General features: G+C 73.4%; 12 protein-coding genes. 2 read left to right on the top strand and 10 right to left on the bottom strand.

Annotated elements, in window-relative coordinates; translation table 11 throughout:
* Positions 1 to 12 precede the first annotated feature (12 nt).
* The 9 genes from GXY85_01305 to GXY85_01265 all read right to left on the bottom strand — a co-directional run bounded on the left by GXY85_01305 (position 13) and on the right by GXY85_01265 (position 10,203).
* Positions 13 to 1,200 carry a UDP-N-acetylglucosamine--N-acetylmuramyl-(pentapeptide) pyrophosphoryl-undecaprenol N-acetylglucosamine transferase gene (locus GXY85_01305; protein NLW49467.1) on the bottom strand — a complete coding sequence of 396 codons (1,188 nt, stop codon included), beginning with the start codon at positions 1,198 to 1,200 and terminating at the stop codon, positions 13 to 15.
* A 1-nt stretch (position 1,201) separates the two neighbouring features.
* Positions 1,202 to 2,464, bottom strand: a complete 1,263-nt coding sequence (gene ftsW, locus GXY85_01300) for a putative lipid II flippase FtsW (protein NLW49466.1) — start codon at positions 2,462 to 2,464, stop codon at positions 1,202 to 1,204.
* A gap of 21 nt (positions 2,465 to 2,485) precedes the next feature.
* A complete protein-coding gene (gene mraY, locus GXY85_01295) occupies positions 2,486 to 3,535 on the bottom strand; it encodes a phospho-N-acetylmuramoyl-pentapeptide-transferase (protein NLW49465.1) in 1,050 nt (349 codons plus the stop codon).
* Positions 3,535 to 4,965, bottom strand: coding sequence for a UDP-N-acetylmuramoyl-tripeptide--D-alanyl-D-alanine ligase (murF, locus tag GXY85_01290; protein ID NLW49464.1), 1,431 nt, complete (start codon positions 4,963 to 4,965; stop codon positions 3,535 to 3,537). Before murF ends, mraY begins: the two co-directional genes overlap by 1 nt.
* 11 nt (positions 4,966 to 4,976) lie before the next feature.
* Complete coding sequence (locus GXY85_01285; GenBank protein ID NLW49463.1) at positions 4,977 to 6,497, bottom strand: UDP-N-acetylmuramoyl-L-alanyl-D-glutamate--2,6-diaminopimelate ligase; 1,521 nt, start codon at positions 6,495 to 6,497, stop codon at positions 4,977 to 4,979.
* Positions 6,494 to 8,239 (bottom strand): penicillin-binding protein 2, encoded by a 1,746-nt coding sequence (locus tag GXY85_01280; GenBank protein NLW49462.1) that lies wholly within the window; start codon positions 8,237 to 8,239, stop codon positions 6,494 to 6,496. The genes GXY85_01285 and GXY85_01280 overlap by 4 nt, the downstream gene beginning before the upstream one ends.
* 56 nt (positions 8,240 to 8,295) lie before the next feature.
* Complete coding sequence (locus GXY85_01275) at positions 8,296 to 8,628, bottom strand: hypothetical protein (protein NLW49461.1); 333 nt, start codon at positions 8,626 to 8,628, stop codon at positions 8,296 to 8,298.
* 8 nt (positions 8,629 to 8,636) lie between these two features.
* Positions 8,637 to 9,572, bottom strand: a complete 936-nt coding sequence (rsmH, locus tag GXY85_01270) for a 16S rRNA (cytosine(1402)-N(4))-methyltransferase RsmH (protein ID NLW49460.1) — start codon at positions 9,570 to 9,572, stop codon at positions 8,637 to 8,639.
* 67 nt (positions 9,573 to 9,639) lie between these two features.
* The gene (locus tag GXY85_01265; GenBank protein NLW49459.1) at positions 9,640 to 10,203 is read right to left on the bottom strand and encodes a hypothetical protein; all 564 of its coding nucleotides are present in this window, start codon (positions 10,201 to 10,203) and stop codon (positions 9,640 to 9,642) included.
* Positions 10,204 to 10,713: 510 nt separating this feature from the next.
* Here GXY85_01265 and ruvX point away from each other — a divergent pair.
* A complete protein-coding gene (ruvX, locus tag GXY85_01260; protein ID NLW49458.1) occupies positions 10,714 to 11,166 on the top strand; it encodes a Holliday junction resolvase RuvX in 453 nt (150 codons plus the stop codon).
* Here the strand turns inward: ruvX and GXY85_01255 are convergent.
* Positions 11,153 to 12,100, bottom strand: a complete 948-nt coding sequence (locus tag GXY85_01255) for an ROK family protein (protein ID NLW49457.1) — start codon at positions 12,098 to 12,100, stop codon at positions 11,153 to 11,155. The two genes, ruvX and GXY85_01255, sit on opposite strands and share 14 nt — an antisense overlap.
* Before the next feature lie 146 nt (positions 12,101 to 12,246).
* On the opposite strand from GXY85_01255, the gene miaA reads away from it, so the two are divergent.
* On the top strand, positions 12,247 to 13,206 hold the full coding sequence (gene miaA / locus GXY85_01250; GenBank protein ID NLW49456.1) for a tRNA (adenosine(37)-N6)-dimethylallyltransferase MiaA: 960 nt from the start codon (positions 12,247 to 12,249) through the stop codon (positions 13,204 to 13,206).
* The last annotated feature ends 47 nt before the right edge of the window (positions 13,207 to 13,253 follow it).

Raw genomic sequence — 13,253 nt, 5'->3', positions numbered from 1 at the left:
ATTCTGTCTCCTTCAGGCTGCGATCAGTGGTCTGTGGATGGTTGTGTCGTCTGACGGCCGGATGGGCCGTGCCTGCGGGGCGACGCCCGCCAGTGCGGCCAGGTGCAGCGCCGCGGCGCGGGCAGCCCGGGGCCGGCCGATCCGCCGCGCGCATGCGGCCATGCGGCCGCGGCGCGCATCGTCTCGGACCAGGGCCAGAATGGCGTCCGCCAGCGACTGCGCGGTCAGCGCGGACTGCGGGATGACGACGGCCGCCCCGGCTGCCGCCGCCGCCTCGGCGTTGGCGACCTGATGCCCGTCCGTGGCGTAGGGGTAGGGCACCAGGATGGCCGGCAGGCCCAGCGCGGTCAGTTCCGCCAGCGTCGATCCGCCGGCGCGCGCCAGTACGACGTCCGCCGCCGCGTAGGCATCGGCCATGCGCTCCATGAACCCGACGGCGCGGTAGCCGGTCAGGCCCATCCGTGCGGCGCGCTCCCGGGTGCCGTTCAGCAGGCCCGCGCCGGTCAGGTGGAGCACCTGCACGTCCGCGCCGCCCGCGCGCACGAGCCCCAGCGCGCTCAGCAGGGCCTCGTTGAGCGCCAGGGCGCCCTGCGAGCCGCCCATGGCCAGCAGCGTGGGTCGGAGCGGGCAGAGGCCCAGGCGCCGCCGGGCCGCCCGGCGGTCGCCGGCCAGGACCTCGGGGCGCACCGGGCTGCCCGTCAGCACCGTGCGGCGCGCGCGCAAGCCGGCGGCCGCCTGCGGCCAGTGCAGCAGCACGCAGTCGCAGACGGGCGCCAGTGCACGCACGGCCCGGCCGGGCAGGGCGTTCGATTCAAGGACGGCCGTGCGCATGCCCAGGGTGCGTGCGACGAGCACGGGCAGGACGGAGTTGACGCCTCCCAGGCCGACGACGACGTGCGGCCGAAAGCCGCGCAGCACGTCGAGCGTTCGCGAGAGCGCCGCCCCGGCGCGCGCAGGCCAGAGGACCTTGCCGGCCGGCCCGGCCCATCGCAGGTCGCCCATGCGGGCGGTGCGACAGCCGGCCAGCGCGGGCAGGCAGGAACGCTCCGCGCTGCGGTGGGTCATCTGGAACAGCGAGGCGGCCCCCGGCACCAGCTCCTGCAGCGCCCGGGCCGTGGCGGCCCCCGGCATCAGGTGGCCGCCGGTGCCGCCGCCGGCGAACAGGACGCGCAGGCCATCGGCACGGGGGATGGTCGTCATCTCAGCGCACCTCTGCGGTCTCGAGGAACCGGGCCAGCGGTTGGGGGCAGACGCCGCCGAGGCCGCCGAGCGCGCGGCGCACGGCCCGTTCGTAGAGGGGCACGTCCTCGGACCAGGCCGCCAGCGGATGGCGTCCCGGGGCTTCCTGCGAGCGGGCGATGCTCACCAGGATGCCGGCGGCCGCCATGCTGGCGATCAGCGACGAGCCGCCGGCGCTCACGAACGGCAGGCTCAGTCCCTTCGTGGGCACCGTCCCTGTGACGACGGCGATGTGCGCGGCCGCCTGCATGCCCAGCAGCCACGACAGCCCCAGCGCCAGGGCGAACCCGAAGGGGTCGCGGGCGCGCAGGATGACCTTCGAGCATTCCCAGAGCAGCCCCGCCAGCAGGCAGATGACGGCCAGGCTGCCGACCAGCCCGAGTTCCTCGGCCACCACGCTGAAGATGAAGTCGTTGTCCGCCCCCGGCAGGAACCCGGCCTTCTGCAGCCCGGCCCCGAGGCCCCGGCCCCAGAGGCCGCCGGAGCCGACGGCGATCTTGGACTGGATGAGCTGGTATCCGCTGCCCCGGGGGTCGCTCCACGGGTCCATGAACGCCACGATCCTCTGGTAGCGGTAGGGCACCTCGAAGATGAGCTTCTGCAGGAAGGGCATCGCGGCGGCCAGCGCCATGAGCAGGAAGACCGGACGCATCCCGAACACGAGCAGAACGGTCGTGCAGACGGCGCCCGCCAGCGCGGCGGTGCCGAAGTCCGGCTCGGCCAGGATCAGCAGGGTGGTGGCGCCCACGACCGCCATGGGCAGCAGGAAGCCGTAGATGGCGTGGCGCATGCGATGCGCGTTGCGTTCGCAGTAGGCGGCCACCCAGATGCAGAGGGCCGGCTTGGCGAACTCGGACGGCTGGCAGCCGACCGGCAGCCCCAGGTTCAGCCACCGGCGGGCGCCGTTGAGCGTCATGCCCAGGCCCGGCACGAACACGAGGACCAGCAGCGCGCCGCTCGCGGCCAGCACCAGCCAGTTGTGGCGACGCCACCACTGGTAGGGCGTGCAGGCGCCCACTGCGAGGGCCCCCAGGGCCAGGGCGGTCACGATCAGGCGCTTCAGGGCGGCCGTCACCAGGCCGTCGACCCCGGCCACGCTGGCCACCATGACGAGGCCGAAGCAGGAGAGCGCGATCGCCAGGAGCGCAATGCGCGCGCTCGGGAGCTGCAACGCCGACGGGCGGGCCTGGACCGCTTCGGCCGCGATGTCGTCTGCGTCGTGCATCGTGTGCCCGTCTCCCAAGAGTCAGAACCAGAGCAGGCCCAGCCCCGCCAGGGCGGCTGCCAACCCGCAGAGGTGGAAGCCCAGAACGATGCGCGGCTCGGCCGCGCCCCGGCGCTGGAACACGTGATGCACCGGCGCGATCGGCAGCACGCGCCGGTGCAGAAGCCGGATGGACGCGATCTGCAGCCCCGAGGACGTCAGCTCGATCACGAACACGGCCCCGACCACCAGCAGCAGTGCCTCCAGCCGGGCGGCCACGGCGGCCGCGGCCAGCCCGCCCCCGATGGCCAGGGCGCCCGTGTCGCCCATGAACACGCGGGCAGGGTGGCGGTTGTGGCACAGGAAGCCCGCGCACGCCCCCGCCATGGCGGCGCAGAAGACGGCCGGCTCGGCCGCCTGGGCCATCCCCGCGCGGTGCGCGATCAGGCAACCGGCCGCCAGCGCCGTCGAGGCCAGGGCCGCCAGCCCGCTCAGCAATCCGTCCATGCCGTCGGTCACGTTCGTCGCGTTGCTCATGCCGGCCACGAAGACGGCGCCCCAGACGGCCAGGGCCGGCACGGCCGCCCGGCCCAGCAGCGCCCAGGGCGGCGAGAGCAGGGCGCCGGCCGCCGCCGTGCCCCGCACGTGTCCGGCCAGTGCCAGGCCGGCGCCGAGCCCGATGAGGATCTGCCAGGAGAGCTTCCGGAGCGACGAGAGGCCGCGTCCCGTCCCGTGCAGCTTCTGCAGGTCGTCCACGGCGCCCAGCACGGCCAGGGCCAGCGCGGTCCCAAGCGCGACCAGGACGCCCGTCTCCGCGAGGTCCGCCCACAGGGCGCACGACACGACCAGCGCCCCGAGGATGAGCACGCCGCCCATCGTGGGGGTGCCGCTCTTGGCGGCGATGCGCGCGCGCAGGGCCGGGTCGTCGATGGGCGTCTTCTCCGTCTTCTCGCCCAGCTTCCGCGCGCGCAGCCAGGCGATGACGGGCTGCCCGGCGGCCAGGCAGATCAGCAGGGCGGTGAGGGCCGCCGCGGCCGCCCGAACGCCGGGGCCGCCGGCCCGGGAGTACTCGCTGAGCAGTCGGGCGAGCATCAGGCGACGGCCTCCTTTCTGCGCTGCGCCAGGTGGGCGGCGATGGCGTCCGTGATCGTCTCCAGGTGCAGGGCGCGCGAGCCCTTCAGCAGGACCATGTCGCCCGGCCGCAGTTGCCGCCACAGGGGCAGCCAGGCCTCCTCGGCGGAGGCGAAGCGGAACGCGCGCTGCCCGGGGCGGGCCTTCGTGCACCAGCCGGCCACGAACTCCAGGGCCATCTGCCCGACCGCCGCCACGATGTCCGCGCCGGAGGCGGCCAGGTCCGCCCCGAGCTCCCTGTGCAGCCGGCCGGCGTGCAGGCCCAGCTCGAGCATGTCGCCGCAGACGACGGCCCGGCGGCCGATTGCGGGCTCCAGAAGGAAGCTGCGCAGGGCGGCCCGGAGGGCGGGCGGGTTGCTGTTGTAGCAGTCGCGGATGAAGGTCACGCCGGCCAGCTCGATCCGCTCGTAGCGCATCGGCGGCCGGGCCACGCCGGCCAGAGCCGCCTGGCCGGCGGGCACCCCGAGCGCGGCGGCCGCACACAGGGCGCCGGCCGCGTTCAGAACGTCGTGGCAGGCCCCCGAGGCCAGCCGGCAGCGCCGGCCCAGCGCCTCGAACGCCCATCCGGACCCGTCGCGATCGACGTTCGTGACCGCCACGTCCGCCGACGGATGCGTGCCGTAGGTGGCGATCCGCCCGGCGAACCGGGGCGCCATGGACAGGCAGCGCGGGTCGTCGGCGTTCAGGACGAGCGTGCCGGCGGGGTTCAGATGGCCGATCAGCTCGGCCTTGGCCTCCACGACGCCCTGCAGGCTGCCCAGGCCGTCCAGGTGGACCTCCCCGATGGCGGTCACGACGCCCACGTCCGGCCGGGCGGCGGCGGCCAGCTCGTCGATCTCGCCCGGGTGGTTGGTGCCCATCTCCAGGACGACGTAATCGTCGTCCGTGCGCGCGGACAGCAGCGAGAGGGCCACGCCGATGCGGTTGTTGAAGCTCGCCGGGGCGACCGTGCACCGGCCGGCGTGCGCGAGGATGGCCCCGAGCATGGTCTTCACGGTGGACTTGCCGTAGCTGCCGGTGATGGCGACCACCCGCGCGCGCAGCGAGCGGCGGTAGTGGCCCGCCAGCGCCAACAGCGCGCACGCCGTGCGGCGGACCCGCACCACGGCGACGCCCTTCGGCGCCCGCCATCCGTCGGGGACATGCTGCACGGCCAGGACCCGGGCCCCGGCCGCGACGGCCTGCCCCAGGTAGTCGTGCCCGTCGAACCGCTCGCCCACCAGGGCGAAGAACGCACGGCCCCGGACGGTGCGGCGCGTGTCGGTGGCCACCCCGCAGGCGGGCGTTGCGGCGTCGCCGGCCGCCAGTTCGCCCGCGCACGCGTGCGCGATCTCGCCGGCGGTGAAGCGGGCCGATCTGTTCTCCGCGCTGTCCAGTCGTCTGCTCCTCATCGTGCGGGGTCTCAGGCGCTCAAGCGGCGGCGCACAGGCATGCTCTGCATGATGTCGCGCGCGACTTCCCGGTCGTCGAACGGGATGTTCAGGCCGGCCATCTTCTGGTAGCGTTCGCAGCCCCGGCCGCACAGGGCGACCATGGAGGCCGGCGTGCCGGCCAGCGAGATGGCGAGCCGGATGGCGCGGCGGCGGTCGGGTTCGACGTGCACTTCGGCGTCGCGCCGCTGCACGCCGGCGGCCATCTGGGCGATGATGTCTTCGGTGCGTTCGCTGCGGCTGTTGTCGGCCGTGAACACGGCCACGTCGGCCATGGACGCGGCGGTGTCGCCCATGATCGGGCGCTTGGTCGTGTCGCGGTCGCCTCCGCAGCCGATCAGGCAGACGAGCCGGCCGCCGACCAGCGGGCGCAGCACGCCGAGCACCTTCTGGAGGGCGGCCGGCGTGTGGGCGTAGTCCACGCAGACGGCCGGCAGATCGGCGCGGCCGGGCACGTGGATGCGCTCCAGGCGGCCGGGCACGCCGGGGAAGCCCGCCAGGGCCTCCCGGACGGCCTCGCCGTCGATCCCGTGGGCGAACGCCGCCGCGGCGGCCGCCAGGATGTTCAGGCAGTTGAAGCTGCCCACCAGTTGCGTGCACACCCGGCAGGCGCCGAACGGCGTGCGCACGTCCAGCTCCATGCCGCGCATGTCGAGCGAGACGATCCGGCCGGTCACGTCCGCCAGCCCGTCCATGCCGTAGGTGAGCACCTCGGCGGCGGTGGAGGCCCGGAAGTCCTCCGTGAACTCGCCGCCGGCGGGCAGGACGGCGACGGCGCCCGGCGCGAGCATCTCGAACAGGATGCGCTTGGCGCGCGCGTAGTCCGCGCGCGTGCCGTGCGTGTCCAGGTGGTCGCGCGTGATGTTGGTCAGCACGGCCACGCGGAAGTCGACGTGCGCCACGCGGTGCTGGATCAGCGAGTGGCTGCTGACCTCCATGCAGGCGTGCGTCATGCCGGCGGCCGCCATCCGGGCGAAGGCCGCGTGCAGCGCGATCGGGTCGGGCGTGGTCAGGTCGGAGTCCGTCCACCGCCCGCCGATGCAGTAGCCCAGCGTGCCGACGGACCCCGCCGGGCGGCCGGCGGTGTTCAAGATGGCCCGCAGGATCTCGGTCGTGCTCGTCTTGCCGTCGGTGCCCGTGATGCCGGTCACCGTCAGCGTGTCGGTGGGGCAGCCGTGGAAGCGGTCGGCCAGCGCGCTGAGGGCCAGGCGGGCGTCCTGGACGATCACGATCGGGCATTCGGGCGCCGCCGCGGGGGCCTCCTGGCAGACGACGGCGGCCGCGCCCTGCGCGACGGCCTGCGGGATGAACGTGTGCCCGTCGGCCCTGGTGCCCCGCACCGCGACGAACAGGGCGCCCGGGCCGACCGCCCGCGAGTCGTTCGTCAGCGACGTGATCGCCGGGTCTGCGGCGGGGCGGATGCGGATGGAGGGCAGGACGGCCAGCAGGTCGCTGAGCCTCACTGCGCGGGGCGGCTCTGCCGTCTGGGTCATGGGTGCGCTCCCAAGGCCAGGATGGGGGAGGGCTCGCTCGGCGGGACGCGCAGGTGCCTGAGCGTGCGCAGGCAGATGTTCCGCACGGCGGGGCCCGCCACGGTGCCCCCGTAGTAGCCGTGCCTGGTCGGCGCCTTGAGCGTGACGAGCACGGCGATGCGGCAGTCGGGCACCGGCCCGACCGCAACGAACGTGGACAGATGGCGCGAGTTGCTGTAGCCGCGGCCGTCTTCCGTCAGCAGTTGCGCGGTGCCCGTCTTGCCCGCCAGCGCATACTCCGCGCTGATGGCCTGGCGGCCCGTCCCCTCCTCGACCACCCGGCGCATCATCGTCAGCACCTGGCCGGACGTGGCGGCACTGACGGGGTGCGTGGCCCCGAGGGCGCCCGAGGCGGAGTAGATCTCCCGGCCGGTGGTCGTGTGCCGGATGGACCGGACGATGTGGGGCTGGGGGAGCCGCCCGCCGTTGGCGAGCGCCGCGAAGGCGCGCACGAGCGAGAGGGCGGTCACCGCCAGCTCCTGCCCGAACGAGACGCTCACGACGCTGTAGTCGTTCCACGTGCGGAACGGCCGCATGATGCCCCCGGACTCGCCCGGGAGTGCGATGCCGGTGGGGCGGCCGAAGCCGAAGCGCCGGATGCCGGCGTAGAGGCGCTCCAGGCCCAGCGCCATGCTGACCTGCGCCATGCCGATGTTGCTGGAATGGCAGAGGATGTCGCTGACCGTCAGGAGCCCGTAGGCGTGGACGTCGTTCAGGGTGCGCCGGCCGATGCGCCACCGGCCCTGGTGGCAGTCGAAGGTGGTCTCGGGCCGCACGGTGCCGTCTTCCAGGGCCAGGGCCGCCACCACGGGCTTGAACGACGAGCCGAACTCGTAGGCGTCGCAGATGGCCACGTTCCGCTGGTTGCGCACGGGGCTGTCGGCCGGCGCCTGCGGGTCGAAGTCCGGCCAGGACGCCATGGCCAGCAGCGACCCGTCCAGCACGTCCATCACCAGCGCGGTCGCGCATTCCGGCTGGTGGCTGCGCACGGCGGCGGCCAGTTCCTCCTCGGCGATGGCCTGCACGTAGGCGTCCAGCGTCAACTGCACGTCGAACCCGTCGAAGGGCTCGCGCGTGCGGTTCCCGGCCGGCGGGCAGATGATGCGGCGTCCGCCGTCGCAGAGGACGGACTCGCTGCCCGGGCGGCCCCGCAGCAGTGCGTCCATGCGGGCCTCGATGCCGGCCAGGCCGCGCCCGTCGATGTCGGTGAACCCGATCACGTGCGCAGCCAGGCGCCCCTGCGGATAGAGGCGCTTGCTCTCGCGGCGCATGTGGATGCCGGGCAGGGCCAGCCCGCGCACCGCGTCCGCCTCGCGCTCGGTCACCTGCCGCTTGATCCACACGAAGGAGCGATCACGTGCGAGCCGCTCGCGCAGGCGTCCGACGGGCAGGTCCAGGGTGCTGCCGAGCAGGACGGCGGCGCCGTCCGGGTCCGCGATAGCCTGCGGGTCCGCGTAGACGCTCCAGCGCTGCACCGTGGAGGCCAGAAGCCGGCCGCGGCTGTCCAGGATGCGGCCGCGCCATGCCGCCAGTTCACGGTCCAGCATCTGCTGCTGGTCGGCCAGCCGGCGGTATTCGGCCCCCTGGCTGATCTGCATCTGCCCCAGGCGGCCGGCCAGCAGCAGGAAGGCGACCAGCACCAGGGCCATGGCGGCGCCCGCCCGGATCCGGAGCCCGCGGCCCGCCCGGCCCTCGTCCCCCACGGCGCTTCTGTCTGCGTGCGCGTTCCCCATGTGTGATCGCGACCCGGCGTTCCTTCCTATGGCATCGACAGGGCGGCGACGGCCCGTTCGGCCTCGTCGGCCGGCACGTCGGCCGGCGTGCCGGCGCCGTCCGGACGCGGCGGCAGCGGCACGGGCCGCTCCTGCAGGTCCAGCCCCAGCCACTCCACCAGCGCCACGATGCGCTGGGGGCTCTTCAGCTTGCTCAGATGCGCCTTGTGGATGGCCAGCTCGGCGCGCTGCTCGGCCAGGCGCCCGTTCAGCGCCGACAGCTCGTAGCCCACCTGCCGGATGCGGGCGTTCTGCCAGACGACGCCCAGGGCGAGCGCCGTGGCCAGGAAGATGATTGCCGTCACGCGGATCGGTGTCATCCTGCACCTCATAGCTTCCGGGCCGCGCGCAACTGCGCGCTTCGCACCCGCGGGTTCTCGGCCTGCTCCTGCTCGGTCGGGCGCAGGGGCGATCGGGTCAGCAACGTCAGGAGCCCGTCCTGCGCCTGGCGGCGCCATGCCTGCTTGACGCGCCGGGCCTCCAGGCTGTGGTAGGTCAGCACGGCCGCGCGCCCGCCGGAACGCAGCAGCCCGGGCAGGGCGTCCAGGAGGGCGTCCAGCTCCTCCATCTCCCGGTTCACGTAGATGCGCAGGGCCATCATGACGCGCGTGGCCGGGTGGATGCGCCACGTGTGCCGGCGCGGCGTGCGGCGGGCGACCACTCCCTTGACCAGGTCCGAGAGTTCGGCGGGCGTGTCGATCGGGCGCTCCCGGCGCCGGCGGCAGACGGCCGACGCGATGGCACGGCTGTGGCGTTCCTCGCCGAGCCGGTAGAAGACGTCGGCCAGCCCTTCTTCCGGGAGGGAGTTGACGACCTCCCAGGCCGAAGGGCCGGCCGACGGGTCGAAGCGCATGTCGAGACGCGCGTCGGACTCGAAGGCGAAGCCGCGCGCGGGATCGTCCAGTTGATGGGTGCCCACGCCGAGGTCGGCCAGGACGCAGTCAAAGGCCGATGCGCCGGTCCGGGCGACGGTCGCGGGGACCTGGCCGAACCGCCCGGCGTGAAGCTCGAACCGGCAGGCGGCCTCCCCGGCAAGACGGCAACGGGCCACCTCCAGCGCCCGGGGGTCCGCGTCGATGCCGACCAGCAGCCCGTCCGGGCCGAGGGCGCGTGCCAGCGCGACCGAGTGCCCGCCGGTGCCGACGGTCAGGTCCAGGGCGACCTCTCCGGGCGCCGGGGCGAGCACCCGGAGGACTTCGGCCACCATGGCGGGGCGGTGCAGGACGGGGCCGACCGGCGCGTTGTTGTGCTCATGCTCGACCATAGTCCGACACTGTGGGACAACGAGAGGCATAGTCCATCCCGTCCATGCACGCCAGGCCGCCGCATAGTCACCGGTCGCTCTCGGGTTCGGGCGGAACGAACCCCCGCGTGGGCCTGCAGACCGGGTCCAGCAGGTCGGCAGCGACCTGCTCGAAGGCGCCCAGGTTCTCCGCCATCTCCTTCTCGACGAGTTCGCTGCGGCTCAGCGTGAGCCAGTAGTTCTGCGCCACGAGCGCTATCTGCTGCACCTGCTCGCCGATCTCGGCATGCCGGCGAAGGGCCTCCGGGATCAGGAGCCGGTTCTGCTTGTCGGCGTCCACGAATCGCATGTGGTTGTAGAAGTAGTCGCGCGCCTGGCGGACGACTTCGGGCGGCATGCCGGCCGGCGGCTGCTCGAAGCTGCGCACCGCCAGGTCGATGTTCGGCGTGGGGTACAGGAAGATGCGCCGCCGCGTGCCGGGCACGAAGTAGAAGGCCAGTCGCTCGTAGGCGGCCGGGGCGGCCGAGGCGCCGGCCGAACGCGAGGCGCGGCCGAGTTCGCGGAAGAGCAGCCCCGACAACTCGTCCGGCAGGCGGAACCGTCCGCGGGCGTCCAGGCTGAGGACCTCCTGATAGCCGAACAGCCGCACCATGCCGGGGTCCCTGCCGTTTCCCGTTGATCGCTCAGCGCCACCCATTGCTGACTCGTTCATGCCCATTTCCACCCGGCTGTTTTCGAGTCTCTTGACTCAAGTCCCTGATATCCATGCCGTAACGTCAGAGTCGGCTCACACCTACTTGAGTTGAGCGCTCAGATACTACTCGGCGCTGTTCGGGCTGTCAAGGTCGTTTTTTCGGGTTTTCTTCGGCATCCCGCCGGCCTCCGCGTCCGCCCCGCGGGACGGGCCGCCCGAACGCCCGCGCATGACGGATGCTGCAGGGCGGCGGCTTGCAGGGGCCTATATATGGCAGGGGAACATCTGTCGGCCGGTTTCGGCGGATTCCCGCCCTCCGGCCCTTTTTCTTGAAATGGGCCGGGGCCGGGGCGCCGGGGCCTCGTCGCCCGCCCGTTGCCCGGCGGTTGCCCGACCGCGTCCGCCCGTGACCTGTGCGGTGTTCTCGCGTAGAATGGCGGGCACACGACACGTTCAGGACGGGGCGCGATGAGGGTACTGGGGCTGGACTACGGCGAGCGCAGGATCGGGGCCGCGCTGAGCGACGAACTGGAGGTGGCCGCGCACCCGCTGCCGACCATCGGGCAGGGCGAGGACGTGATCGAGGAGATCGCCCGCCTGGTGGCCGAGCGGGAGGTCGGGCGGATCGTCGTCGGCCTGCCCCTGCAGATGGACGGGACCGAGGGCATTCAGGCGCGCAAGGTGCGCGGGTTCGCCAAGCGCCTGCGGCGCCGTCTGCCGCACGTGGACGTGACGACCATGGACGAGCGTCTGACGACCGCCCAGGCCCACCGAGCGCTCTCGGAGATGGGCGCGGGCATGCGCACCCGCCGCGCCGACGTGGACCGGATGGCGGCGCAGATCATCCTGCAGCGCCACCTGGACCGTGCGGCGGCGCAGCGCGGGGTCGACGGCGCCGAACCGCCCGCTACGCCAGCATGAAGCAGCGGGCGGCCCCGATCAGCCCGGCGTCTTCGGGCAGGGCGGAGAGCGAGATGCGCACGTCGCGGCGGCTGGCCTCGAGCGTGCGCCAACGCACCTCGCGGCGCACGGGGTCCAGCAGCATCTCGCCGGCGGCCGTGACGCCCCCGCTGAACGCAACCGCTTCGGGATTGAGGATATGCATCAGGTTCGAGACGCCCAGGCCGAGGTAGCGGCCCGTCTGCTCGATGTTCTCGCGGGCGGCCTGATCGCCGGCGACGGCGGCCGCGTGGATCCGCGCCGCCGTCAGTTCGTCCGCGTGCTCGGCCAGGACGGTCGGCGTGCCCGCCGCGATCGTCTCCCGCATGCGCCGCACCATGGCCGTGGCGCTGGCATAGGCCTCCAGGCAGCCGCGGTTCCCGCAGCCGCAGACCGGCCCGTCGGGGTGGATGCTCATGTGGCCGACCTCGCCGGCCACGCCCCGGCCGCCGTGCCAGATGCGGCCGTCCAGCACGATGCCGCCCCCGATGCCCGTGCCGAGCGTCAGCAGCACCAGGGAGCCGGCTCCCTGGCCGACGCCCACCCACTGCTCGGCCAGCGCGGCGACGTTCGCGTCGTTGTCGATCACGCACCGCATGCCCAGGCCGTCCTCGATCAGCCCGCGCAGCGGGATGTCGTGCCAGCCCACCAGGTTCGGCGAGAACAGTACCACGCCGTTGGCGATGTCGATCGTGCCGGGACTGCCGACGCCGACCCCGCGCACCGAGTCGGCGGCCGAGCCGGCCGCCGCCAGCAGGTCGCGGCAGGCCCCGCAGATGCGCTCGGCAACGGCCTCCGGGCCCCGCTGCGACTCGGTGGTCACGCGGTGGCGGTGCACGATCTCGCCCCGGTCGGTGACGAGACCCACCTTGATGTTCGTGCCTCCCAGGTCGACGCCGACGGTCAGTTCGGGCATGGTTGCGGCTCCCGGCTCGTTCGAGTCCGTTCGGGGCGGGCCCCGTGCGGGGGCGCCGGGGCGGGCGCGGGCCCGCCGTCGGCGGTGCGGCGCGATTATAGAAGCGCCGCGCGCGGGTGTCAACGCATCGAGCCCGGAGGAAGGCCGTGACGGATTCGGCACCGGCGGCGGATCGCATCGGCCCGGAGCCCTGCTGGGTCGTGACCGGCCCGACGGCGAGCGGCAAGACCGAGGTGGCCCTGGAACTGGCGCGCCGGCATCCGGTGGAGATCGTCTCGGTGGACTCGATGCAGGTCTACCGCGGCATGGACGTCGGCACCGCGAAGGCCTCGATGGAACAGATGGCCGCCGTGCCGCATCATATGATTGACGTTCTTGAGCCGGAGGAGCCATGCAACGTGGGACGATTCTGCCGGATGGCGCGGGAGGCCATGGAGGCCGTGTGGGCGCGCGGCCGGCGGCCGCTCCTGGTGGCCGGATCGCCGATGTACCTCAAGGCGCTTCTCTGGGGTCTGCTGGACGGCCCGGGGCGGGACGGCTCGCTCAGGGCCGAGCTGGAGCGCCTCCTGGCCGCCGAGGGATCCGAGGGCCTGCACCGGCGGCTGGCCGAACGGGACCCTCACGCGGCGGGCCGGATTCATCCCAACGATGTACAAAGGCTGACGCGTGCGCTGGAGTACACGGGGCTGACCGGGCGTCCCATCAGCGCCGGGCAGGACCAGTTCGCCGGCCCTCCCCGCGTGCCGCATCGGATGGTGGGGCTGCGCTGGCCCCGCGAGCAGCTCTACGCGCGGATCGACCGGCGGGTCGACCGGATGATGGCGCGGGGGCTGCCGGCCGAGGTGGAATCCCTGCGCGGGCGCCTGGGGCCCCAGGCGCGACAGGCGCTTGGCTACAAGGAATTCCTGGCCGTCCATGCCGGCCGGTGCACCGCTGCGGAGGCTGTCGAGCGGATCAAACGCAAGACGCGCCGCTACGCCAAGCACCAGATGACGTGGTTCTCGCACTTCCCCGACCTGACGTGGGTGGACGCCGAATGTTGCAGTGTGCAGGATCTGGCGGATCGCTGCGAGGTCGTTCTGAACGGTCGGCTTGACAGTCCATAGGCGTTTGGCTATGATACGCGCGCAATTGCCACAAGGAGGCGAGGGTT

Source organism: Candidatus Brocadiaceae bacterium, assembly GCA_012728835.1.
In the GTDB taxonomy this organism is placed as follows: Bacteria; Planctomycetota; Brocadiia; order SM23-32; family SM23-32; genus JAAYEJ01.
The sequence above is the reverse complement of the archived record's forward strand: the minus strand, read 5'-3'. Positions and strand labels throughout refer to the sequence as shown.

Excerpts from the sequence above, each read along its gene's own strand:
- ruvX (NLW49458.1), top strand. The coding sequence starts at position 10,714 with ATGAGGGTACTGGGGCTGGACTACGGCGAGCGCAGGATCGGGGCCGCG.
- GXY85_01255 (NLW49457.1), bottom strand. The coding sequence starts at position 12,100 with ATGCCCGAACTGACCGTCGGCGTCGACCTGGGAGGCACGAACATCAAG.
- mraY (NLW49465.1), bottom strand. The coding sequence starts at position 3,535 with ATGCTCGCCCGACTGCTCAGCGAGTACTCCCGGGCCGGCGGCCCCGGC.
- ftsW (NLW49466.1), bottom strand. The coding sequence starts at position 2,464 with ATGCACGACGCAGACGACATCGCGGCCGAAGCGGTCCAGGCCCGCCCG.
- rsmH (NLW49460.1), bottom strand. The coding sequence starts at position 9,572 with ATGGTCGAGCATGAGCACAACAACGCGCCGGTCGGCCCCGTCCTGCAC.
- GXY85_01265 (NLW49459.1), bottom strand. The coding sequence starts at position 10,203 with ATGGTGCGGCTGTTCGGCTATCAGGAGGTCCTCAGCCTGGACGCCCGC.
- GXY85_01275 (NLW49461.1), bottom strand. The coding sequence starts at position 8,628 with ATGACACCGATCCGCGTGACGGCAATCATCTTCCTGGCCACGGCGCTC.
- murF (NLW49464.1), bottom strand. The coding sequence starts at position 4,965 with ATGAGGAGCAGACGACTGGACAGCGCGGAGAACAGATCGGCCCGCTTC.
- GXY85_01285 (NLW49463.1), bottom strand. The coding sequence starts at position 6,497 with ATGACCCAGACGGCAGAGCCGCCCCGCGCAGTGAGGCTCAGCGACCTG.
- GXY85_01305 (NLW49467.1), bottom strand. The coding sequence starts at position 1,200 with ATGACGACCATCCCCCGTGCCGATGGCCTGCGCGTCCTGTTCGCCGGC.